The sequence below is a fragment of the Streptomyces inusitatus genome (genome assembly GCF_014651115.1).
Classification (GTDB): Bacteria; Actinomycetota; Actinomycetes; order Streptomycetales; family Streptomycetaceae; genus Streptomyces; species Streptomyces amakusaensis.
The window spans coordinates 170319-192144 of the sequence record NZ_BMWG01000005.1 but is presented as its reverse complement, the minus strand read 5'-3'; the positions used below and the strand labels follow the sequence as shown (position 1 = coordinate 192144).

At 74.7% G+C, this 21826-nt stretch carries 20 protein-coding genes; 15 read left to right on the top strand and 5 right to left on the bottom strand.

The window, feature by feature from the left end; genetic code table 11:
* Window positions 1–2: 2 nt before the first annotated feature.
* On the bottom strand, window positions 3–599 hold the full coding sequence (locus tag IE247_RS12040) for a CGNR zinc finger domain-containing protein (RefSeq protein WP_229869066.1): 597 nt from the start codon (window positions 597–599) through the stop codon (window positions 3–5).
* A 118-nt stretch (window positions 600–717) separates the two neighbouring features.
* Between IE247_RS12040 and IE247_RS12035 the strand changes: the two genes are divergently transcribed.
* The 3 genes from IE247_RS12035 (at window position 718) to IE247_RS12025 (ending at window position 3057) form a co-directional block, all read left to right on the top strand.
* Window positions 718–1461, top strand: a complete 744-nt coding sequence (locus IE247_RS12035) for a metallophosphoesterase (protein ID WP_190123130.1) — start codon at window positions 718–720, stop codon at window positions 1459–1461.
* Between the two features lie 46 nt (window positions 1462–1507).
* Entirely contained in the window at window positions 1508–2137 is a 630-nt protein-coding gene (locus IE247_RS12030) for a LysE family translocator (RefSeq protein WP_190123013.1), read from the top strand.
* A gap of 215 nt (window positions 2138–2352) precedes the next feature.
* Window positions 2353–3057: a class E sortase gene (locus IE247_RS12025; RefSeq protein WP_190123012.1), complete on the top strand. Its 705-nt coding sequence runs from the start codon at window positions 2353–2355 to the stop codon at window positions 3055–3057.
* A gap of 15 nt (window positions 3058–3072) precedes the next feature.
* On the opposite strand, the gene IE247_RS12020 is transcribed toward IE247_RS12025, so the two are convergent.
* Complete coding sequence (locus IE247_RS12020) at window positions 3073–3468, bottom strand: VOC family protein (protein WP_190123011.1); 396 nt, start codon at window positions 3466–3468, stop codon at window positions 3073–3075.
* A 10-nt stretch (window positions 3469–3478) separates the two neighbouring features.
* Window positions 3479–4573 (bottom strand): PHP domain-containing protein, encoded by a 1095-nt coding sequence (locus IE247_RS12015; RefSeq protein ID WP_190123010.1) that lies wholly within the window; start codon window positions 4571–4573, stop codon window positions 3479–3481.
* 119 nt (window positions 4574–4692) lie between these two features.
* On the opposite strand from IE247_RS12015, the gene IE247_RS12010 reads away from it, so the two are divergent.
* The 4 genes from IE247_RS12010 (at window position 4693) to IE247_RS11995 (ending at window position 7518) form a co-directional block, all read left to right on the top strand.
* The gene (locus IE247_RS12010; protein ID WP_190123009.1) at window positions 4693–5436 is read left to right on the top strand and encodes a GvpL/GvpF family gas vesicle protein; all 744 of its coding nucleotides are present in this window, start codon (window positions 4693–4695) and stop codon (window positions 5434–5436) included.
* Window positions 5429–6673 carry an FUSC family protein gene (locus tag IE247_RS12005; RefSeq protein ID WP_373305543.1) on the top strand — a complete coding sequence of 415 codons (1245 nt, stop codon included), beginning with the start codon at window positions 5429–5431 and terminating at the stop codon, window positions 6671–6673. The genes IE247_RS12010 and IE247_RS12005 overlap by 8 nt, the downstream gene beginning before the upstream one ends.
* A 92-nt stretch (window positions 6674–6765) precedes the next feature.
* Window positions 6766–7251 carry an ATP-binding protein gene (locus IE247_RS12000; protein WP_308433220.1) on the top strand — a complete coding sequence of 162 codons (486 nt, stop codon included), beginning with the start codon at window positions 6766–6768 and terminating at the stop codon, window positions 7249–7251.
* 93 nt (window positions 7252–7344) lie between these two features.
* Entirely contained in the window at window positions 7345–7518 is a 174-nt protein-coding gene (locus tag IE247_RS11995; RefSeq protein WP_190123008.1) for a hypothetical protein, read from the top strand.
* Window positions 7519–7590: 72 nt separating this feature from the next.
* Here the strand turns inward: IE247_RS11995 and IE247_RS11990 are convergent, their stop codons facing one another.
* Window positions 7591–8397: a VOC family protein gene (locus IE247_RS11990; RefSeq protein ID WP_190123007.1), complete on the bottom strand. Its 807-nt coding sequence runs from the start codon at window positions 8395–8397 to the stop codon at window positions 7591–7593.
* Between the two features lie 293 nt (window positions 8398–8690).
* On the opposite strand from IE247_RS11990, the gene IE247_RS11985 reads away from it, so the two are divergent.
* The 3 genes from IE247_RS11985 to IE247_RS11975 all read left to right on the top strand — a co-directional run bounded on the left by IE247_RS11985 (window position 8691) and on the right by IE247_RS11975 (window position 15292).
* Window positions 8691–8960: a DUF6158 family protein gene (locus IE247_RS11985; protein ID WP_190123006.1), complete on the top strand. Its 270-nt coding sequence runs from the start codon at window positions 8691–8693 to the stop codon at window positions 8958–8960.
* A 521-nt stretch (window positions 8961–9481) separates the two neighbouring features.
* Complete coding sequence (locus IE247_RS11980) at window positions 9482–13093, top strand: phosphodiester glycosidase family protein (protein WP_229869065.1); 3612 nt, start codon at window positions 9482–9484, stop codon at window positions 13091–13093.
* A 141-nt stretch (window positions 13094–13234) separates the two neighbouring features.
* Window positions 13235–15292 (top strand): SpoIIE family protein phosphatase, encoded by a 2058-nt coding sequence (locus IE247_RS11975; protein ID WP_190123127.1) that lies wholly within the window; start codon window positions 13235–13237, stop codon window positions 15290–15292.
* Here IE247_RS11975 and IE247_RS11970 read toward each other — a convergent pair.
* A complete protein-coding gene (locus IE247_RS11970; RefSeq protein WP_190123004.1) occupies window positions 15289–16371 on the bottom strand; it encodes an enoyl-CoA hydratase/isomerase family protein in 1083 nt (360 codons plus the stop codon). The genes IE247_RS11975 and IE247_RS11970 overlap by 4 nt on opposite strands.
* 423 nt (window positions 16372–16794) lie before the next feature.
* On the opposite strand from IE247_RS11970, the gene IE247_RS11965 reads away from it, so the two are divergent.
* The 5 genes from IE247_RS11965 to IE247_RS11945 are packed head-to-tail and all read left to right on the top strand — an operon-like array spanning window position 16795 to window position 21752.
* Window positions 16795–17031 carry a hypothetical protein gene (locus IE247_RS11965; RefSeq protein ID WP_190123003.1) on the top strand — a complete coding sequence of 79 codons (237 nt, stop codon included), beginning with the start codon at window positions 16795–16797 and terminating at the stop codon, window positions 17029–17031.
* Window positions 17028–18149, top strand: a complete 1122-nt coding sequence (locus IE247_RS11960; protein WP_190123002.1) for an SCO2322-related protein — start codon at window positions 17028–17030, stop codon at window positions 18147–18149. The genes IE247_RS11965 and IE247_RS11960 overlap by 4 nt, the downstream gene beginning before the upstream one ends.
* The gene (locus tag IE247_RS11955; RefSeq protein ID WP_190123001.1) at window positions 18146–19312 is read left to right on the top strand and encodes a CbiQ family ECF transporter T component; all 1167 of its coding nucleotides are present in this window, start codon (window positions 18146–18148) and stop codon (window positions 19310–19312) included. Before IE247_RS11960 ends, IE247_RS11955 begins: the two co-directional genes overlap by 4 nt.
* Window positions 19309–20931 (top strand): ABC transporter ATP-binding protein, encoded by a 1623-nt coding sequence (locus tag IE247_RS11950; RefSeq protein ID WP_190123000.1) that lies wholly within the window; start codon window positions 19309–19311, stop codon window positions 20929–20931. The genes IE247_RS11955 and IE247_RS11950 overlap by 4 nt, the downstream gene beginning before the upstream one ends.
* The gene (locus IE247_RS11945) at window positions 20928–21752 is read left to right on the top strand and encodes an ECF transporter S component (RefSeq protein WP_190122999.1); all 825 of its coding nucleotides are present in this window, start codon (window positions 20928–20930) and stop codon (window positions 21750–21752) included. Before IE247_RS11950 ends, IE247_RS11945 begins: the two co-directional genes overlap by 4 nt.
* Window positions 21753–21826 lie beyond the last annotated feature (74 nt).

The window sequence follows — 21826 nt, the reverse complement described above, 5'->3', positions numbered from 1 at the left end:
GCTCAAGGCGTATTCGGCGTCGCTTCCCCGTCCCCGCCGCGCCGCCGGTAGTGACGGGCGACCCGGGCGCGGTTCCCGCAGGCGGGCTTGCACCACTCCTGCCGCCCGTGGCTCTTGAGGAAATACCGCACACAGCGGGGCGCGGTGCAGGCCCGCAGCCCCTCGCGCGCGGGCCCGCCCAGAAAGTCGATGGCGTCCCTCGCCAGGGCGGCGACCAGCCGGACGCCCGGATCCGGCTCCGCCGACAGCGTCCGCACCGAGGGCGCCCGGCCGTCCGGCCACTCCAGCCGGGGGGCGACGGGCTCCCGCGCCGCCTCCGCGTTGAGATGCGCCAGCGCCCGGTCGAGGGGCATCAGCCGATGGGCGTCCGCCGGGCTGGGGGGAGCGGGACGCACCGCCTCGGCGAACAGGGCCCTTACCGCCCGCCGCAGTTCGACGAGCCGAAGCCGCAGCTCCTCGTCCGCCGCGACCTCTCCCGCCGGGTCCCGCCGCCCGACCCAGCGGGCCGTCCCCCCGACCGTGGCCAGGTCGTCGGCGACACCGCCGTCCCCGTCGTGGCGGATCGTGCTCACCAGTTCCAGCACCGGCCTGTGCTCCACAGAACGCCCCCTTCCCACTCGCCGAATCATCGGCCCGTCTGGCCAACTCCGTCCACAGACCCTACAGTTCCTAATGGATAACCGAGAACTTCCATTAGAGAATGGGGTGGACGGAACGATGACGCTGCTGCTCGCGCACATCAGTGATCTGCATCTGGACGGCGACGAGAGGTCGACCCGGCGTGCCGTCCGGGTCGTGGACCATCTGCGCGCCCTGCCCCGCCCGGTCGACGCACTCCTGGTCACCGGGGACATCGCCGACCACGGCGAGGAGTCCGAGTACGAGGAGGCGGCCCGGATACTCGACGTGCCCTTCCCGGTGCTCAGCTGCCCCGGCAACCACGACACGCGCCCGGCCTACCGCAAGGCGCTGCTGGGCGCGCCCGCCGGTGACGGCCCGGTCAACACGGTCCACCACATCGGCGGCACCGCCATCCTGATGTGCGACTCCACCATCCCGGGCCGCGACGAGGGGCTCCTCGACGCGGAGACGCTCGCCTGGATGGACGCCACCCTCTCCGGACTGCCCGGGGACGCCCCGGCGCTGATCGCCTTTCACCAGCCGCCCGTGGAACTCCACCATCCGCTGCCCGACTCCTGCCGGCTCCAGCGGCCCGAGGAACTGGCGGCCCTGCTCGAAGCGCATCCACGGGTCGCCGCCGTCCTCACCGGCCATGCCCACACCGCCGCCGCCACGACCTTCGCCGGGCGTCCGCTGATCGTCGCACCGGCCGTCACCTGGACCCTGCGGATGCCCTGGGAGGGCGAGAACCCGGCGGACCGCGACCAGCCGCCCGGCCTCGCCTTCCATCTCCTGGGCGACGACCGGCGGCTGACCACGCACTACCGCGTCGTGCCCTGACCCGCCCCGAGTCCGAGCCCACTGCCCGAGCCCCGGAGAAGACGCCGTGGTCACCCTCTACGCCGCCGCCGGGTTCCTGGCGGCTGTCCTTCCCCTGACCGTCACCCCCGGGGCCAGTCTCGCCCTGCTGATCCAGCACGTCACCGACGGGGGCCGCCGCCGGGCGCTGCCCGTCGTCCTCGGCACCGCCACGGGCCTGTACATCCACGCGACCCTCGCCGCCGTCGGTCTGTCGGCCCTGGTCACGAACTCCGCCCGGGCCTTCACCGCCGTCAAGCTCATCGGCGCCGCCTATCTGATCTGCCTGGGCCTGTGGACTTGGCGGTCCGCCACCCGGAGGGCGGCGCCCGCCCCCTCCCGCCGGAGTACGCCGAAGGGCTCGGACTCCGTCTACGTCCAGGCGCTGTTCGCCAATGTCCTCAACCCGAAGGCCGCGTCGGTCTACTTGACCCTGGCCCCGCAGTTCGTCGTGCGTCAGCACTCTCTTGGCCTCGGTGGCCAGATCCTCACCCTGGCCACCGCGCACGTGCTGCTGATCGCCCTCTGGCTGCTGCTCTGGACCCTCCTGGTCCGCCGGGCCTCGCGCCTGGTGCGCGAACCCGGCTTCAAACGCGCGATCGCCCGGGTCACCGCCGTGGTGCTCCTCGCCCTCGGGGTCCGCACCGCCCTCGTGTGACGTCCACGGCCGGGCTCTCGGAAGGTGTCGCGCCACGCGGGCGGCTTTCCCGGGCGGGCCCGGTCCGGGGTCCGGCCCGGCTCCCCGCTTCCGGCGTTGCCGTGGCCTGCCGGGTTCGGCATGGTGGAGTGAGTACGGGAACACTTGACCGACCCGTCGCCACGGCTCCCGCCGACATGTGCCCGGCCCCCGCCGGCCGACCCTCCGGACCGCCCATGGCCGCACCCCGAGCCCTGCCGCTCGCCCTCGCCTCCGCACTGCTGGCGCTGATCGCGGGCTGCGGAACCGTGGCGGACGCGAGACCTGCGGAGGCCGCCGCGACCAGCGCGCGGGCGGTCACACCCACACCCACACCGTCGTCCTCGGCCTCCTCCTCCTCCTCGCCCGAGCGGCGGGAGAGCGAGGCCCGGACGCTGACCGCCAAGCTGTCCATCCCCGCGATCGGTCTCCACGATCTGCCCGTGGTCCCCTACGAGGGCACCACCGACGACACCGAGGGCACCCGCATCCAGAACCGGGGCGACGCCGCCAGCCCCTACGGGGAACACGGCGGAGTCGGCCCCGGTGAGAAGGGGAACTACCTGGTGACCGCGCACCGGCTCACCGCCGGCGGCCCGCTGCGCGATCTGCCGGAACTCCGCGCGGGCGACACCGTCACCGTCACGGCGGGCGGCCGGAGCCATACGTACGAGATCACCGAGACCCGGCAGACCTCCTTCCGGTCCGCCCGCTCCCTCGCCGAACAGCGCGCCCCGGTCCCCGGGCACCCCGGCGAGCGGCCCACCCAAGCCATGATCACCATCTCGACCTGCGCCACTCCGGAGGACGACGCCGCCGGGAACTTCTGGCGCGACGAGCACGGCAACCCCGAACACCGCATCGACAAGATCGGCGTGCTCCGCGAGCCGGGCACCCCGTAGTCCCGCCGTCCGCCGTCAGATTGGCAGCGGCGGCGGGGAGACCGCCAGCGAGAACGAGTGGCCCGCCGGGTCGGCGTAGATTCTGACCTCGCGCGGTCCGCTGTTCTCCTTCGCGTCCACCGGCCGCGCACCCAGCCCGACCGCCTCCCGCTCCGCCTCGTCCATGTCGTCGCTGTCCACCAGGATCCGCAGATGGGCCTGGTGGGAGCCCTCGGGGCGGGGCCAGCTCGGCGGGGCGTGGCCGGCATCCCGGCGGATGGCCAGATGGACCCCGCGCTGGCCGATGATCTCGATGAATTCGGGGTCGTCCCCGCGATGAAGGTCCGCGCCGAGCAGCGCGGCGTAGAACTCCGCCAGCTGCATCGGCTCGGCACTGTCCAGTACGAGCACACTTGTCTTCGCGACCGTCATACCGGCTCGTCTACCCCCGGCCGCCGGGACCAGACCCCGGCCGCCCGTCCGGTGAGGGCCGTCGGCCCCGGGTCCAGTCGAGCAGCTCCCCGGCGCTCCAGGTGTTGATCACCCGCTCCGGTTCCACCCCGGCGCGCTCCGCCCGGTCGCAGCCGATGAGCTGCCAGTCGAGCTGCCCCGGCGCGTGCGCGTCGGTGTCCACGGCGAAGAACACCCCCGCCGCCAGCGCCGTGTCCAGCAGCCGCATCGGCGGATCCAGCCGCTCCGGACGGCAGTTGATCTCCACGGCGGTGCCGTGGGCCGCGCACGCCTCGAAGACCGCCGCCGCGTCGAAGCGCGACTCCGGGCGGGTGCCGCTGGTCCCCGACCGGCCCCGGCCCGTCCGCTCACGGCCGATCAGCAGCCGCCCGGTGCAGTGCCCCAGCACATCCACCAGCGGACTGCTCACCGCCCGGACCATCCGGCGGGTCATCTTCACCGGCTCCATCCGCAGCTCGGAGTGGACCGAGGCGACCACCAGATCCAGCTCGTCCAGCAGCTCCGGGTCCTGGTCCAGCGAACCGTCCGCCAGGATGTCGCACTCGATGCCGGTCAGCAGCCGGAACGGGGCCCACCCCCGGTTCAGCTCCGCCACCGTCTCCAACTGCTCGCGCAGCCGGGCCGCCGACAGGCCGTTCGCGACCGTCAGCCGGGGCGAGTGGTCGGTGAGCACGGCCCACTCGTGCCCCAGCGCGATCGCCGTCCGGCCCATCTCCTCGACCGGACTGCCGCCGTCCGACCAGTCCGAGTGCAGATGGCAGTCCCCGCGCAGCAGCGCGCGCAGCTCCCGCCCGCCCTCGGCCGGCGGCACGGACGCCTCCTCCATGAGCCGCCGGAGATACTCGGGCACCTCCCCGGCCAGCGCCTCCCGTACGACCCCGGCCGTCCTGGGCCCGACGCCCTTGACCGCCTCCAGGGTCCCGTCGGCGGCGCGTGCCGCGATCTCCTCGTCGGACAGCGGGGCGAGCGCCGCCGAAGCGCCGCGAAACGCCCGTACCCGATAGGTCTTCGCGAGCGAGCGCTCCAGCAGGAACGCGATCCGGTCCAGTGCCTCCCGGGGATCCATGGCCGCTCCTTCCCGCCGCCCGCCCACCGTCCTCTCCCACTCTCACCCGGCGCGCCCCGGGCGGCCACCGGCACACTGGAAGGACCCCGAGGGGGACGTGGAACGGATGGGAGTCCGGCATGAGCACCGTGCGCTATGTGTACGCCGTGACGCGCCCCTTCCGCGCGCCGCTGCCCGTCGCCCTCACCGGCGTCGCCGGGGCCCCGGCCCACACCGTCGCGGAGGGCGGCCTGGTCGCCGTGGTGTCCTCCGTACCCGAGGCCGACTTCGCGGAGGTCCCGCTGCGGCGGCGCCTCGACGACCCCGTCCGGCTCGCCGAACTGACCCGCGCCCACGACAACGTGGTGGCCGCCCTGGTCTCCGTCACCTCCCCGCTGCCGCTGCGGCTCGCCACCGTCCGCCCGGACGACGACGCCGTGCGCGAGCTGCTCGCCTACGGCCGCGCCCGGTTCGTCCCCACGCTGGAGCGGCTCGAAGGGCGGCTCGAATGGGGAGTGACGGTCTACCCGGAGGGGTTCGGACGGCGTACCGGGGAGCCCGTCGGCGCGGTGCCGAGGCTGCTTCACGAGCGGCTCGCCCGGCACGCCGAGGCCGTCCGCACGGGCCCCGGAACGCCCCGGCCCGGTGAGACCGGTGAGCCTGGTGAGTCCGGCGAGTCCGGTCCCGTACTCCTGGACGCCGCCTATCTCGTACGGCGGGCGGCCTGCGCCGCGTTCGTGGAGGAGTTCAACCGGCTGATCCCCCGCGCGCCGGGCGTGCGCGTCGTGCTTTCGGGCCCCCGGGCCCCGTACTCCTTCGTGACCCTGGCGGGCGGGGGGAGCCCGGCCGGCTCCCCGAGGCACCCGGGTGGCGGCATTGGCTGAGACGCGAAAGCCGGCGGGCGGGCGGATCGAGCGGATCGCCACCTTCATCAGAAGGTGCCGAGGCGAGCCCGCCGTGGTCCAGACCCTGCGCGCCACCGCCGCCGCGACCATCGCGTACGCCGTCGCCCTCTGGCTGAGCAGCGAACCCGCCCCGCTCACCGCGCCCCTGACCGCCCTGCTGGTGGTCCAGGTGACGCTGTACTCGACGCTCACCACCGGTATCCGCCGGGTGAACTCCGTGGTCGCGGGCGTGCTCATCGCCAGCGCCTTCAGCGTGCTCGTCGGGCTCTCCTGGTGGAGCCTCGGGCTGATCATCCTGGCCTCGCTGGCCGTCGGATACACGGTCCGCGTCGGCGAGTTCGTCCCCGAGGTCGCCATCAGCGCGATGCTCGTCCTCGGAGTCACCCGAGTGGCGGACACCGCGTGGGACCGGGTCCTCGAAACGCTCATCGGCGCGGTGGTGGGGCTGCTGTTCAATGTGCTGCTGCCGCCCGTGTGGGTGGGCAGCGCGGGGGAGTCCCTGGCGGGCCTGTCGCGCCGGATGCGCGGACTGCTGCTCAGCATGGGCGAGGAGCTGAGCAGCCCCACCACCGTGGAGACCGCCGCCGCCCGGCTCCACGAGGCACGCCGGATCGACGACGACATCGCCGAGGTGGACGCCGCCCTGCGGCAGGCCGAGGACAGTCTCAGGCTCAACCCCAGGGTGAGGGAAGGGCTGCTCAACCGGGTGGTGCTCCGCACCGGCCTGGACACGCTGGAGATCTGCGCGGTGGTGCTGCGGGTGATGGCCCGGACCATGACCGACCTCGCCGTGCAGCGCCGCGAGGAGCGGCTCTTCCCGACGGAGGTGGGGCGCGCCCTCGAAGAGCTGCTCGCCCATGTCGCCGACGCCCTGGTGAGCTTCGCGGTCCTGGTCACCAGCCAGGTCAGCGCCAGCGCCGAGGCGGCGGAGCGGCGGCTGGCGGGAGAGCTGGCCTCCGCCTCGGCCGCCCGCGAGCGCACGGCGGAACTGCTCCTCGACGGCGTCCGCCGCGATCCGCGCCACTGGCAGCTCCACGGCGCGCTGCTCACCGAGATCGACCGGATCCTGGACGAACTCGACCCCGGGCACCGCTCCCGGCGGCTGCTGGAGGAGCTGGACCGGGGCGCGAGGGAACAGCGCGAGAAGCATCCGAGGCTGGACGCCCTCCGCCGGAGGGCCGAGGAGCGGAAGCACCGCCGTACCGCACGGCACTGAACCGCCGCCCCGCCCCGGCGGACGCCCGGGTCCCACTGGCGGTACGGACCCCGCCCTGCCAGTCTCGACAGAGCGACGGCCGGAGGAGACCGATGAGCACGGACCACCCGGCTCGTTCCGGGCGACAGCAGCGACAGCAGCGACAGCAGCGACAGCAGCGACAGCAGCAGCGGCAGAGCCAGAGCCAGACCAGACGGCTGCCGCTGTCCGGAACGGCCCGGGTGGTCAGCCGCTGCCGCGACTTCACCGAGCGCGCGCTCGCCGACTGGGGCTGGACCCCGGAGAGCGGCGGGCGGGCCGAACGGACCGAGGACGTCCTCCTCCTCGTCTCCGAACTGGTCACCAACGCCTGTCTGCACGCAGGCGGCCCGACAGAGCTGGTCCTGCGCCACACCCCCGACCGCCTCCGGATCGAGCTGTCCGACCCCAGCCCCGACCTCCCGCGCCGCCGCCCCCGCGCGGTCTCGCAGCCCGGCGGCCACGGACTGATCGTGCTCGACCGGCTCTCCCTGAAGTGGGGGGCGGAGCCCGTCGACGGCGGCAAGGTCGTCTGGGCGGAGATCACCCCGCCCCGCTGACGGGCGGCCCGGCCGGGCCACCCGGCGTTACGGAACGGCTCGGGCCACACTGGGGGTACGGCACACCACCGGATGTACGAGGGAGGCCGGGCCATGGGCTGGGTGAAGGCGAAGCTGAAGCAGGTGAAAGGCCGCAAGAAGGAGGCCGACGGCATCGCGCTGCACAATGAGCGGCTGCGGGCCGAGGGGCTGCGCGAGAAGGAGAGCGGCCGGAGCGAGGAGGCCGCGCTGAAGGAGGCCCGCCGCCGCAGGCAGGAGGGCCGGTAACGCCACGCGGACAGCGCCACGCGGACCGGACCGGACCGGACCGGACCGGCCGGGCCGCGCCCCGCCCGCCCGTCAGCGGCCGGTGATCGTGAACAGCGCGCCGTCCGGATCGGCGAGGGCCGCCTCGTCCACATCCGCGTCGGTCGTCCACCGGCCGAACACCGTGCCGCCCCCGTCGCGCGCCGCCCGGCAGGTGGCGTCCACGTCGGAGACCGGGAAATGGACATCCCAGCGCGGGCGCGCCATCGGGTCGGGGGCCGCGCCCCGCGCCCCCGAGCCGAGCCGGGCGAGCACATGCCCATTGCTGATCAGCACGACCTCCTCGTTCTCATAGCTCACATCGCAGCTCCCGGACCGCTCGGCGGCCCAGTCCAGCACCTCGCCGTAGAAGATCGCCGCGTCGAACGCGTCCCGCGTCCGCAGCAGCAGCCACGCGGGCGCGTCCTGATGACCGGACTGCCAGTCCGGGATCAGCGCCCCCTCCCAGATCCCGAAGACCGCCCCGTCCCGGTCCGCCGCCAGCGCCCCCCGCCCCAGCGAGAACGCCAGCGGGCCCACCGCGACGGTCCCGCTGCGCTCCCGGATGCGCGCCGCCGCCACATCGGCGTCGGCGACGGCGAAGTACGGCGTCCAGGCCACGGCCACCTGAAGGGTGCCCGCCAGGCCCCCGATCCCGGCCACCGGAGCGCCGTCGTCCAGCGCCACACTGAATCCGTCGCCCAGCTTTCCCCTGCGGAAGTCCCAGCCCAGCACCGAGCCGTAGAACTCCTGCGAAGCGGCGAGGTCCCGGGCCATGAGGCTGACCCAGCACGGCGCGCCGACCATCTCGGTGCTCGATGCCATCCCCGGCGCGAAGGCCGGGTCCGTCTTCTCGTTCATCGCCCTCATGTCCTGGGATGGGACGTACGCGGTCCACGGCCCGCCCTCGGCGGACCCGGCTGGTCGGCCGGGGTGCGCGGCGGGGATTCGGCTCCCATCCTGCCCCCGGGCCCCCCTCCCCGCGAGTCACGGGCCTCCCGAGCGTGTCCCGCGGCCCGCCGGGAGACGGCGGACGGGCACGGCCGCCGGATGGCGCGCACTCCACGGGTTCCCGCAGAGTCGGGATTGACACCCGGGCCGCCGGCGTGGGCGAGACACGACCCAGGCCGCCGGACGGAAGGAGAACGGCCGCCATGACGGAGTCCGAGAACCAGCGCAGGGGCATCGAGGCCGCCCGCCTCAGTGAGCAGGAGCTGATCCGGGAGCTGGAGAACATCCACCGCAGCAGGCACGACACCCTGCTGCACGGCGCTCCGGCCGCGCTCGCCTCGCACACCACCCGGATGGCCGAGCTGGAGGAGGAGTATCTCCGCCGCCATCCGGACCGCCCGGTCACAGCCGGCCGCACCCGCGCCGGCGCCCGTGCCCGCACCCACACCGAGAGCGACGGCCCGTCCCGCTGACCCCTCCGTCCGGGGCCCGTTCCGCCCGCCGGGGGCGCCATCGCCCGTACGAGTGACGAACGCCCGACGGCGGCAGCCCGGGCCCGGCCACCCCGCGTCCCCGGAGCCGTCCGGCGTCCGCCGTCCGCCGCTCATCCGGTGCGCACCCGCCCTGCGGGAGCACCACGCCGAAGCGCCACGCCGAGCCCCTTCGCCGTCCGGCTCGTACCGGGCGGACACCCTCCCGCAGGGCTCGCATGCCCGGCCCCCGCCCACCGGGCGGAGTCCGACAGGCGCCGGCCGGGCCCGCGGGACAGCCCGTGCCACCGGGGCGCGCACCCCGGTGGCACACCCCCGGGCACTCCGCCCGAGGAGCCCCCCGGCGTGACTCGCGACGCCCGCGCCCTGGTGTCCCCGGGCCGCTCCCGGGATGCTGTCCGCTGACGGCGCTCGGCCGGCGCGCGGCCGACGGTCACCCGGGAGGCATCGTGGGCAGGGGCGGGACAGGCAGAACCCGGCGCGTTCTCGTGGTGATCGGGACGGTGTCCGCCCTCGCGGCGGGAGCGCTCCCGGTGGCCGCCGCCGACTCCGGCGACGACCCCCGCCCGGCGAACGCCGCCGAAGTCCTGCGGCCCGTCGCACCGCCGCCCGCGAGCGCGCCGGGCACCGGCGGTACGGGCTCCGCCGGGCGGCCGCGCGCCGTGGTGGACGGCGACGGCATCGAGACCGCCCGCGAATCCCGGCCGATCGCCCGGGGCATCAGCCTCACCTCGTACGACCGTCTCGAAGCCGACCGCTGGCTGCGCGTCGACGCGCTCTCCGTCGACCTCACCGCCGAAGGAGTGACGGCCGACTACCTCTCCACCGGCGAGGTCACCGGGCGCGACACCGTCTCCGGCCTCGCCGCCCGGCACGACCCGGGGCCCGGGCGGCGTACCGTCGCCGCCGTCAACGCGGACTTCTTCGACATCGCCCAGACCGGCGCCCCCCAGGGCCCCGGCATCCGGAACGGCGAGATCACCCACTCGCCCGCCCCCGGCGCGCACCATGCCGCAGGCGTCGGACCCGGCCTCGCGGGCCGGATCCTGCGGCTCTACTTCGACGGAACGCTCACCCTGCCCACGGGCCCGCACCCGCTCACCGCCTACAACGCGGCCAATGTCCCGGCCGGCGGCATCGGGGCCTACACCCCCGCCTGGGGAAGCGCCGACCGCGCCCTGACCGTCGACGGCGCGAGAGAGGTCGCCGAGGCGACCGTCCGCGACGGGCGCGTGGTCTCCGTCGCCGACCGCCCCGGCAGCGCACCCCTCGCCCCCGGCACCACCGTGCTGACCGGCCGGGAGGACGGCGCGCGCAGACTCGCCGCGCTGCGCCCCGGCGACGCGGTGAGCCTGGAGTTCCGGCCGCGCACGGACGGCGGCCCGGTGCCCCGCACGGCGGTCGGCGGACGCGAACTCCTCGTCGTGGACGGGGTGCCGCAGAACCACGACGGCAGGCCGAACAACACCGCCGCGCCCCGCACCGCCGTCGGCTTCTCCCGGGACGGCAGCGCCCTGCGGATCGTCACCGTCGACGGACGCCAGGCCGACAGCGGCGGTGTCACCCTCACCGAACTCGGGGTGATGCTGAAGGAGGCGGGCGCGCACAGCGCCCTCAACCTCGACGGCGGCGGCTCCTCCACCCTCCTCGCCCGCACCCCCGGCAGCGACGTGCTCCAGGTGGAGAACAGCCCGTCCGACGGCAGCGAGCGCACCGTGCCCAACGGGCTCGCGCTCACCGCGCCCGACGGCAGCGGCGAGCCGCACGGCTACTGGGTGCGCACCCAGACGCCCGCCGCGGGCGCGCCCACCGCCGACCCCGTGCGCGGCGGCCACCCCGAGCGCGTCTTCCCCGGGCTGACCCGGAGGCTCACCGCCGCCGGGTACGACGAGAGTTACGGGCCCGCCGCGGGGGCCCCGAACTGGCGCACGGCCCGGCCCCGGGTGGGCCGCGTCGACGCCCGGGGCGTCTTCCGGGCCCGCCGGGGCGGCACGACCGCCGTCCACGCCGAACGGGCCGGGGCCCGGGGCAGCGTCGAACTGACCGTGCTGGACGACCTCGTACGGATCGAGCCCACCACCGGCCGGCTCGGACTCGACGGCGCGGGGTCCACCGGCACGTTCGGGATCGTCGGGTTCGACGCCCGGGGCAACAGCGCGCCCGTCGAGCCCGCCGACGTACGCCTCACCCACGACGGCTCGCTCTTCGGCATCGGCGACGACGGCGAGGGCTCCTTCACCGTCACCGCGCGCACCGGCGGCGGCGCGGGAGAGGTCACCGCGACCGTCCGGGGCGGTCGGGGCGCCCGGACCGTGACCACCTCGCTCGCGGTCACCGTCGGTCTCACCGAACAGCCGGTCGCCGATTTCGACGACGCCGGTTCCTGGACCTTCGCCCACGCCCGCGCGGGCGGCTCGGTCGCGGCGACCCCTCAGGGACACGACGGCACCGGCCTTGAACTGACGTACGACTTCACCCGCTCGACGGCGACCCGCGCCGCCTACGCCAGTCCGCCCCGGCCGATCTCCCTGGCCGGACAGCCGAGATCGCTGACCCTGTGGATCGACGGCGACGGACAGGGGGCCTGGCCCACCCTCCATCTCAAGGACGCGACAGGCTCCGACCAGCTGCTGCGCGGCCCGTATCTCACCTGGACCGGCGGGCGGCGGGTGACCTTCACGGTGCCGCCGGGGGCGGCGACGCCGCTGTCGGTGCACCGCTTCTATCTCGCCGAGACCGCCGCGGCCCGGCAGTACACCGGAAAGGTCGTCGTCGACGGACTCGCCGCGCAGGTGCCGCCCACCGTGGAGCTGCCCGACCGGCCGCGCGCCCCCGACCCCCTGATCGACACGGAGGCGGAGACCCTGGGCCGGGAGTGGCGGTTCGCGGTGATGTCCGACGCGCAGTTCGTCGCCCGCGACCCCGACAGCGCGATCGTCCGGCAGGCCCGGCGCACCCTGCGCGAGATCAAAGCGGCCCGCCCCGACTTCCTCCTCGTCAACGGCGATCTGGTGGACGAGGGTTCACCGGCGGATCTGGCGTTCGCGCGGCGGGTGCTGACCGAGGAGCTGGGCGGGGAATCGGGCGGGGAGCTGCCCTGGCTGTACGTTCCGGGAAACCACGAGGTCATGGGCGGGAGCATCGGGAACTTCACCGCCGAGTTCGGCCCCGCGCACCGTGTCCTCGACCACCGGGGCACCCGGCTGATCACCCTGGACACCTCCCGTCTCACCCTGCGCGGCGGCGGTTTCGCCCAGATCAGGGCCCTGCGCGAGCGGCTCGACGAGGCGGCGGCCGATCCGGGCATCGGCTCGGTCGTCCTGGTGCAGCATGTGCCGCCGCGCGATCCGACGCCCGGGCAGGGCAGCCGGCTGAGCGACCGCAAGGAGGCGGCGCTGATCGAGCGCTGGCTCGCCGAGTTCCGCCGTACCACCGGCAAGGGGGCCGCGTTCATCGGCGCGCACGCGGGCGTCTTCCACGCCGAACACATCGACGGCGTGCCGTATCTGATCAACGGCAACTCGGGGAAGAGCCCGGCGGGCCCGGCCGGCCGGGGCGGCTTCACCGGCTGGTCCCTGGTCGGCGTCGACCGGGTCGGCCCCGACGAGCGCTCCGCCGCCCGCCGCCGGCCCTGGCGGGCCCGGCCCGACTGGCTCTCGGTGCAGACCCGCGCCCATGTCGACGCCCTCGCTCTCGATGCCCCCGCCCGGCTGCCGCCGGGCTCCGCCGAAGAGGTCCGGGCCACGGTCACGCAGGGTGTACGCGAGGTTCCCGCCGCCTTCCCGCTCAGCGTCGACTGGACCGGCTCCCGCCGCCTCCACCTCGGCCCGGCGCACACCGCCGGGGCCCGCCACACGGCCGCCTTCGACCCGGCGACGGGCCGTCTCACGGCACTGCGCCCGGGGACGGCGGCCCTCGCGGTGACCGTGAACGGGGTCACCGAACGCGCCGAGATCGAGGTGTCGGCCGCTCCTGCCCCGGCCGCTGCCGCAGCCACTGCCCCGGCCGCCGCCCGGGCCGTCGCGGGCCACGCCGTACGGGCCGCCGCCCCGGCCGCGGCCCGCCGCCACCCGTCCCGCCGTGCGAGAAACCGCGTCACCCGGCAGCCTTGGTGATGAGCGGGCTTGAGGAGGTGCTTCAGCTTGACCGGGCCGCGTGCCCCCGGGGCCGCAGCGTCGGGCCGCGGCGGCGACGGAGCCCGCCGGGGTGACGAGGGCGGCTTCCAGCCGTCGCTGTCACTCGCCCTGGCCGGGCTGATGGAGGACGTCCACGCGCACTCGGGCGCGCTCTATCTGCTCAGCGGCTCACCGGCCGGCGGCGGCGACAGCGGCCGGATGCTGGAGATGGCCGTGAAGGCGGGCCTGCCCCGCGCCTTCTCCGCGCCCTGGGAGCGGGTCGCCCTCACCGCCCCCATCCCCGTCGCCCAGTCGGTGCGCGAGGGCCGGGTGGTCTGGGTCGCGGGCGAGGAGGACATGGCCCGCCGCTATCCGCGTATCGCCGTCGTCCTGCCGTACCCGTACTGCCTCGCCGCCGCGCCGCTCATCAGCGCCGGAATCCCCTACGGCGCCCTCTACATCACCTGGCCCGCCTCCCACCCGCCCGAGCTGTCCGCCACTGAGCACGCCCTGATCACCGCCGCCTGCGACCATCTCGCGCTCAGACTCCGGCGCGCCGCCGAACAGGGCAGGCCGCTCGTCGTCGAGCCGCAGTTCCCCCGCTCCGACGCCCCGGCCGCCGACTCCGCCGCGACCGAGGCGGTACGGATGCTCGACCGGCTGCCGGACGGCATGTGCGGCCTCGATGTGGACGGGCGCGTCACCTACGCCAACGCCGCCACCGGCGAACTGCTCGGCATCCCGGTCCCCCTGCTCACCGGCAGCCAGCTGTGGAACGCGCTGCCCTATCTGAACGACCCCGTGTACGAGGACCGCTACCGGGCGGCGATGCTGAGCCAGCACATCACCTCCTTCAGCGTGCTGAGACCGCCGCGCGACTGGCTCTCCTTCCGGCTGCACCCCGGCCGCGACGGCGTCAGCGTCCACATCACCCCGGCCCGGGCCGGGGTGAGCGACAGCGCGGCTGAGGAGAGCCGGGGCGGGCGTCCGCCCCGGCTGGTCACCATCTCCCACATCGCCAACCTGGCGATCGCGCTGACGGAGGCCGTGGGGGTCTCCGACGTGATCGGCCTGGTCGCCGACGAGATCATGCCCTCCCTGGGCGGCAGCGCACTGGTGATCCTCGCCGCCGACAACGGCCGCCTCCGCGTCCTGGGCCACCGCGGCTACCGTGACCCGGAGGTCGTGGAGCGGTTCGACGGAGTGCCGCTCACCTCCCAGATCCCCGGGGCCCAGTCCCTGATCACCGGAGTGCCGTCGTTCTTCGAGTCCCGCGAACAGCTGGAGCGCGTCTACCCCGAGCGGTACGCGACCCCCGACGGCATGGCGGCCTGGGCCTATCTCCCGCTCATCGCCTCCGGACGGCCCGTGGGCACCTGTGTGCTCGGCTTCGCCGAGGAGCACCGCTTCTCCACCGACGAACGGTCCGTGCTCACCGGCCTCGGCGGGCTGATCGCCCAGGCCCTGGAGCGGGCCCGGCTGTACGACACCAAACACCGCCTCGCGCACGGCCTCCAGGAGGCCCTGCTGCCACGCTCCCTCCCCGCCCTCGACGGACTGGAGGTCGCCGCCCGCTACCGGCCCGCCACCGAGGGCATGGACATCGGCGGCGACTTCTACGACCTCATCCCCACCGGCCGGACCGCCGCCGCCGTCATCGGCGACATCCAGGGCCACAACGTCACCGCCGCCGCCCTGATGGGCCAGGTCCGCACCGCCGTCCGCGCCTACACCGCCGTCGGCCAGCCCCCCGGCCAGGTCATGGAGTCCACCAACCGGCTCCTGATCGACCTCGACCAGGATCTGCTGGCCTCCTGCGCCTACCTCCACCTGGATCTGCGCGCCCACCGCGCCCACCTCGCCCGGGCCGGACACCCCCAGCCACTCCTCCGCGAACCGGACGGCACCGTCCGCGTCCTGGACATCGCGGGCGGCCCCCTGCTCGGCGTCGATCCTGCGGCCGACTACCCCACCACCACCATGACCCTGCGCCCCGGATCCGTACTCGCCCTCTACACCGACGGACTGGTCGAGAGCCCCGGCACCGACATGGACGACGCCCTCGCCGCCCTCGCCACCCGCCTCGCCGGGGCCACCGGCCCCCTCGAAGCCATCGCCGACGCCCTCGTCGGCCCCGACACCCCGGCAGGCCGCCACGGCGACGACATCGCCCTCCTCCTGCTCCGCCCCACCCGCTAGACCCCGCTCCCCGCCCCGCTCCCCTCCCCGTCCCCGAACAGGCCGGGCACCCCCTCCGGGAGCGGGGCGAAGAACCGCTCCACCGCCGCCTCCGACACCCCGGACAGCTCCGCCGGGGACCAGCGCGGACGCCGGTCCTTGTCGACGACCTGAGCGCGTACCCCCTCGACCAGATCGGGGGAGCGGAACGCCGCGCACGACACCCGGTACTCCTGCTCCAGCACCTCCTCCAGGGACCCCAGCGCCCGCGCCCGGCGCAGCGCCGCGAGGGTGACCTTGAGGGAGGTGGGCGACCTGGTGAGAATGGTCCGCGCCGCCTCCTTCGCGCCGGGATCGCCGTGGTCGAGCAGCCGTTCCACGATCTCCTCCACCGAGTCCCCCGCGCAGCAGGAGTCGATCCACTCCCGCCGGGCGGCGAACAGACCCTCCGGAGCGGGTTCGGCGTAGCGGTGTACGGCGTCCGCGACCTCGGAGTCCGTCAGGGAGGCGGCGAACCCGGTCAGCCGCGCCGCCGGTACGAAGTGGTCCGCGAGCCCGCACAGCAGGGCGTCCGCCGCGCCCACCGGCTCTCCGGTGAGGGCCAGCAGGGTGCCGAGTTCCCCGGGGGCGCGCGACAGCAGATACGTACCGCCCACATCGGGGGCGAAGCCGATGCCCGTCTCCGGCATCGCCACCGAGGAGCGCTCGGTGACGACGCGTACGCTCCCATGGGCCGAGACGCCCACCCCGCCGCCCATCACGATGCCGTCCATGAGCGCGACGTACGGCTTGGGGAAGCGCGCGATCCGGGCGTTGAGCCGGTACTCGTCCCGCCAGAACTCCAGGGACGCGCGCCCGCCCGCGAGGGCGTCCGCGCGGATCGCCCGGATGTCGCCACCCGCGCAGAGCCCTCGTTCGCCCGCCCCCGCGAGCACCACCACGGCCACGCTCCCGTCGCGCTCCCACGCGGTGAGCGCCGTGTCGACCGCTCGGACCATCGGACGGGTCAGGGCGTTGAGGGCGCGCGGCCGGTTGAGGGTGATACGGGCCGCGCGGCCCTCGGCGCGCAGCAGTACGGCTTCGGTCGCGTCCGGGTCCATGGGCCGTTCCTTCCCGAGTGATGATCGTGGCCGATCCCATCCTCGCGTATGGAAAGCCCAGTTCAAGGGGTGGCGGCACGGTTGGGGCGCACATAGGATGCGGCTGTCCCCGCCTGCGTGAACAGAGTGATCCAGGTGGACGGGGCCGACAACTTCATACGCGTACGGATGGGGAAAGCCGGTGGGAATCCGGCGCTGACCTGCAACCGTGAGCGGCACCGCACCCGTTGTGCCGCGAGTCGGACCGCCCAGCCGTGTGTGCGCACTGCTTCTCACTGTCATGGTCTGCAGAGTGGAGCCCGGTATCTGAACCACTCGGGCCCCTGACGTATCCGTCCTCACCGCGGATACGCGTCAGGGGTTTGTCGTGTGCGAAGCCCGCCCGGGGTCCCGATGCCGGCCTTCACCGGGAGGGTCCTTCGGATGATCGGCGTCAGACCCGGCGCCAGAGTCGCGGCCGGGATGCCGGGCGCGACGGCACGAGCCGTCGCCGCCCGCCGTGTGCCGCGCCTCTCCCGTACGGCCCCGCGCCCCTCGGCCCGCCCGGCCCCCGCCCGCTGGAATGTCATGCTCTGGACATTACGGACGGTCGCTCCGCCGGCCGCCGCGGGCCCCGCCGAACACCCCGCCCCGCGCCGCCAGGAGGGCACGCCATCATGAGAACCGACCGGCGCGGCCTCCGCGCCCCGCGCGCGATCGGCCTCGCGCTCACCCTGACGGCGGCCTCGGCCGGAATCGGACTCACCGGTGAAGTCGCCCTCGCGCCACCGGCGTTCGCGATCGACCAGGGCAAGGGGACGCCCGGGCACTGCCCTGACGACAAGGGCGTGACCGTCGTCATCGACTTCCAGCGGCTCGGCGGCACCACCGTCGTCCGCTGCGCCCCCGGAGACCAGGCCACCGGCCATGCCGCGCTGAAGAACGCGGGCATTCGGATCGCCGGGACCAACCGCTGGGGCGAGGCGTTCATCTGCCGGATCGAGGGCAGGCCCGGCCCGGCCGACGAGTCCTGCGTCGACACCCCGCCCGCCTCCGCCTACTGGTCGTACTGGCACGCCCCCGACCGGGGGAAGTGGAGCTACAGCCAGTGGGGCGTGATGAACCGCAAGCCCCCGCCGGGCAGCTTCGAGGGCTGGTCGTTCTCCATGAACGAGACGGAGACGGCCAGTACGCCGCCGCGCCTCGCCCCCTTACGCCCCACCCCGTCCCCCGCCCCGAAGCCGAAGCCCAAGCCGAAGCCGTCGTCCGGGCCGACCGCCGGGCCCACCGGCGACGGCTCCTCGTCCGGCGGAGGGTCCAACGGGGGCGGTTCGTCGAATGGCGGAAGCTCCCAGTCCGGCGGCTCCGGCGGAGACCACGCGAACGGTGGCTCCAACGGCTCGACGGGCGGAACCGGTTCGACGGGATCCGGAAGCAGCAGCAGCGGCAGCAGCGGTGGCGGTGGTGGCGGATCGGCCGACGGCTCGCGCCCGGCGGCACCGAGCGCCCCCGCCAAGACCGGGGGGAAGAGCGAAACCCCCTCCACCGGGACCACACCGGCCGCGTCCGAAGAACCCGTCCCGGGCACCGCCGTCACCCCCGGCGAGGCCCCCGAGTGGACCGGCGACGGCGACAGCGGAACCGAGGCCGACGAGACCACCGCGGCCACCGGGGCGGCGGACCGGGGCATCCCGCTCAGCACGGTCGCAGGCCTCACCGCCCTCGCCCTGCTGCTGCTCGCCGCCGGAGCCACCGCGTGGCGCAGACGGCGCGCGGCGAGAGCCGACGACCCCACATGACCGCACGCCCCTCCCTCCCGCCCCTCGCGGCCCTCCGTTTCCCGCCGCTGCCACGCGCCCTGCACCCCGGCGCGTGGTGGCTGTGGGCGCTCGCCATGGCCACCGCCGCAGGCCGCACCACCAACCCCCTGCTGCTGACGCTGATCCTCGCGGTCTGCGGCCATGTGGTCGTCCGGCGGCGCGGCGACGCCCCCTGGGCCCTCGCCTTCCGGATGTATCTGCTGCTCGGAGCGTTCATCGTCACCGGCCGCGTGGTGTTCCGGATCGTCTTCGGCGGCGGACAGGGCGACACCGTCCTCCTCACCCTCCCGCAGATCCCCCTGCCCGCCTGGGCCGCCGGAGTCAGACTCTTCGGCCCGGTCGCCGCCGAACAGCTCCTCGGCGGCTTCTACGACGGGCTCAGACTCGCCGTCATGGTCGTCTGCGTCGGCGCGGCCAACGCGCTCGCCAACCCCAAACGCATGCTCAAGTCCCTGCCCGGAGCGCTGTACGAGATCGGCACCGCCGTCGTCGTCGCACTCACCGTCGCCCCACAACTGGTCGAGAGCGTGCAGCGGGTGCGCCGCGCCCGCCGACTGCGGGCCGGCGGCCGGAAAGGGCCGCGCGCCCTGCGCGGAATCCTCGTCCCGGTGCTGGAGGACGCCCTGAACCGCTCGCTCGCGCTCGCCGCCGCGATGGCCTCGCACGGCTACGGCCGCACCGGCCGGATCGACCCCGCCACCCGGCTGATCACCGGACTCCTGGTGATCACCGGCCTGCTCGGGGTCTGCGCCGGGCTGTACGGAGTCATGGACGCCACCACCCCCGTCTATCTGGGCGCGCCGATGCTGACCGCCGGGCTCCTCGTCGCCGTCGCCGGATTCGTACTCGGCGGACGGCGGCTGCGCCGCAGCCGTTACCGCCCGGACCGCTGGCGGGCCGGTGAACTCGCCGTCACCTTCTCCGGAATCGCCGCCGCGACCCTGATGTATCTCACCTCCCAGCTCGACCCCGCCGGCCTCTACCCCTCCCTCACCCCCCTGACCTGGCCCGAACTCTCCGTTCTGCCCGCCCTGGCGATCCTCGTCGGCGCGCTGCCCGCCTGGCTGGCACCCCCGCCCGCCCTCACCCAGGAGGAACCGGAACCGAAACCGGTCTCCACCGCCAAGGAGCCGGCCGCGTGATCTCCTTCGAACAGGTGACCTTCCACTACCCCGGCGCGGAGCGCCCCGCCCTCGCCGACGTCGGCCTCCACATCGGCGAGGGCGAACTCTGCCTGGTCACCGGAGCCACCGGAGTCGGCAAGTCGACCCTGCTCGGCGCGGTCAACGGGCTGGTGCCCCGCTTCACCGGCGGCCGTCTGCGCGGCCGGGTGAGCGTCGCGGGCCAGGACACCGCCCACTACCCGCCCCAGGAGTTCGCCCATCTCGTCGGCGTCGTCGGCCAGGACCCACTGGCCGGATTCGTCACCGACACCGTCGAGGACGAACTCGCCTACGGCATGGAACAGCTGGGCCTCCCCTCCGACGTGATGCGCAAACGCGTCGAGGAGACCCTCGATCTGCTCGGCATCGCCGAACTGCGCCGCCGCGCCCTGCGCACCCTCTCCGGGGGCCAGCAGCAGCGCGTCGCCATCGGCTCGGTGCTCACCGCCCACCCTCGGGTCCTCGTACTCGACGAGCCCACCTCCGCGCTCGACCCCACGGCCGCCGAGGAGGTCCTCGCCGCCGTCGTCCGGCTCGTCCACGACCTCGGTACGACGGTGCTCCTCGCCGAACACCGCGTGGAGAGAGTCCTCCAGTACGCGGACCGGCTGCTCCATCTCGTCGGCGACGGCACCGTGCGCGACGGCCCGCCCGCCGAGCTGATGGCCGACAGCGACGTCGCGCCCCCGGTCGTACGGCTGGGCAGGCTCGCCGGCTGGCGGCCGCTCCCGCTCTCCGTGCGCGACGCCCGCCGCGCCGCGGGACCGCTGAGGAAGCGGCTCGCCCGCAGCGCCCCGGCCGCCGCCGCTCCCACCGCCGGAAAGACCCTGCTGACGGGAGCGCGGGTGACCGTCGCCTACGGCGGGACCATCGCCGTACGGGAGGTGGATCTCGAACTCCGCGCCGGTGAGGTCGTCGCGCTCATGGGCCGCAACGGCTCCGGCAAGTCCTCGCTGCTGTGGGCGCTCCAGGGCTCGGGGCCGCGCCGGTCCGGCACGGTCGACGTGCTCGGCTCCGACCCGGGGAAGGTGTCGGCGCGCGCCGCCCGGGCACTGGTCGGCCTGGTGCCGCAGACCGCGAGCGATCTGCTCTATCTGGAGACCGTGGACGCCGAATGCGCCCAGGGCGACACCGAGTCCGGCACGGCGGCGGGCGTCTCCCGCGCGCTGCTGGACTCCATCGCCCCCGGGATCCCCGGCGACCGCCACCCCCGCGATCTCTCCGAGGGCCAGCAGCTCGCCCTCGTACTCGCCGTACAGCTGGGCGCGGCCCCCGGGACCGTACTCCTCGACGAGCCGACCCGGGGGCTCGACTACCGCGCCAAGGCCCGCTTCACCGAGATCGTCCGGCGGCTCGCCGCCGAGGGCCGGGCGGTGGTGGTGGCCACCCACGACGTGGAGTTCGTGGCCGGGGCCGCCGACCGGGTGATCGTGATGGCCGAGGGGGAGATCGTCGCGGACGGGCCGACCGCCGAAGTGGTGGTCTCCTCGCCCGCGTTCGCCCCACAGGTCGCCAAGGTGCTCGCGCCCGATCCCTGGCTGACCGTGGAACAGATCGCCGCCGCCCTCGCCGCCGCCGCAGAGGAGGCCACGGCATGAGCGCCGCCGGCCGGCGCGTCTCCGTGCTGCGGATACGTCCGCGCACCTGGGTCGTCCTGGCCCTGGCGAGCGCCGCCGGGCTGGTCATGTTCTTCTGGCCGCTGTTCGCCCCGCCCCGGCCCGAGGCCGTCGCCCACTCCGCCGACGCCCCGCTGATCTTCGTCATCGTGATGCCCGTGGTCCTCGCCGTCGTCCTCGCCGAGATGTCCTCGGGCGGCATCGACCCCAAGGCGCTCGCACTCCTCGGCGTGCTCTCCGCCGTCAACGCCGGACTGCGGCCGCTCGGCGCGGGCACGGCGGGCATCGAGACCGTCTTCTTCCTCCTGGTGCTCGCCGGGCGGGTGTTCGGCCCGGGGTTCGGCTTCGTGCTCGGCGCGCTCTCGCTCTTCGCCTCCGCGCTGCTCACCGCAGGAGTCGGCCCCTGGCTGCCGTTCCAGATGATCTCCTCCGCCTGGATCGGGCTCGGCGCGGGACTGCTTCCCCGGCGGGTCACCGGACGGGCCGAGATCGCCCTGCTCGCCTGCTACGGAGTCGTCGCCGCCTACACATTCGGCCTCCTCATGAACATGTGGTTCTGGCCCTTCACCGCCGGGACCGACACCCAGCTCTCCTTCGACCCCACCGCCACGGTCCCCGAGAACCTGCACACCTTCCTCATCTTCACGCTGACCACCTCCACCTTCGGCTGGGACACCGGGCGCGCGCTCACCAACCTCCTCGCCATCGTGCTGGTCGGCCCCGCCGTACTGGCCGTGCTGCGCCGGGCGTCCCGGCGCGCCGCCTTCGACGCGCCCGTCGTCTTCGACCCTCCCCGCGCATGACCGCCCCCGTACCTGCGTACCCGTACCCGCTTCCGACCCCGTACCCGTACCCGTACCCGCTTCCGACCCGTACC

What these genes read in the sequence shown, in the direction of transcription:
- IE247_RS11955 (WP_190123001.1), top strand. Translation starts at nt 18,146, where the DNA reads ATGACCGCACGCCCCTCCCTCCCGCCCCTCGCGGCCCTCCGTTTCCCG.
- IE247_RS12020 (WP_190123011.1), bottom strand. Translation starts at nt 3,468, where the DNA reads ATGACGGTCGCGAAGACAAGTGTGCTCGTACTGGACAGTGCCGAGCCG.
- IE247_RS12000 (WP_308433220.1), top strand. Translation starts at nt 6,766, where the DNA reads ATGAGCACGGACCACCCGGCTCGTTCCGGGCGACAGCAGCGACAGCAG.
- IE247_RS11975 (WP_190123127.1), top strand. Translation starts at nt 13,235, where the DNA reads ATGGAGGACGTCCACGCGCACTCGGGCGCGCTCTATCTGCTCAGCGGC.
- IE247_RS12035 (WP_190123130.1), top strand. Translation starts at nt 718, where the DNA reads ATGACGCTGCTGCTCGCGCACATCAGTGATCTGCATCTGGACGGCGAC.
- IE247_RS12015 (WP_190123010.1), bottom strand. Translation starts at nt 4,573, where the DNA reads ATGGATCCCCGGGAGGCACTGGACCGGATCGCGTTCCTGCTGGAGCGC.
- IE247_RS11960 (WP_190123002.1), top strand. Translation starts at nt 17,028, where the DNA reads ATGAGAACCGACCGGCGCGGCCTCCGCGCCCCGCGCGCGATCGGCCTC.
- IE247_RS11985 (WP_190123006.1), top strand. Translation starts at nt 8,691, where the DNA reads ATGACGGAGTCCGAGAACCAGCGCAGGGGCATCGAGGCCGCCCGCCTC.
- IE247_RS11995 (WP_190123008.1), top strand. Translation starts at nt 7,345, where the DNA reads ATGGGCTGGGTGAAGGCGAAGCTGAAGCAGGTGAAAGGCCGCAAGAAG.
- IE247_RS11945 (WP_190122999.1), top strand. Translation starts at nt 20,928, where the DNA reads ATGAGCGCCGCCGGCCGGCGCGTCTCCGTGCTGCGGATACGTCCGCGC.
- IE247_RS11970 (WP_190123004.1), bottom strand. Translation starts at nt 16,371, where the DNA reads ATGGACCCGGACGCGACCGAAGCCGTACTGCTGCGCGCCGAGGGCCGC.
- IE247_RS12010 (WP_190123009.1), top strand. Translation starts at nt 4,693, where the DNA reads ATGAGCACCGTGCGCTATGTGTACGCCGTGACGCGCCCCTTCCGCGCG.
- IE247_RS11990 (WP_190123007.1), bottom strand. Translation starts at nt 8,397, where the DNA reads ATGAACGAGAAGACGGACCCGGCCTTCGCGCCGGGGATGGCATCGAGC.
- IE247_RS12025 (WP_190123012.1), top strand. Translation starts at nt 2,353, where the DNA reads ATGGCCGCACCCCGAGCCCTGCCGCTCGCCCTCGCCTCCGCACTGCTG.
- IE247_RS11965 (WP_190123003.1), top strand. Translation starts at nt 16,795, where the DNA reads ATGATCGGCGTCAGACCCGGCGCCAGAGTCGCGGCCGGGATGCCGGGC.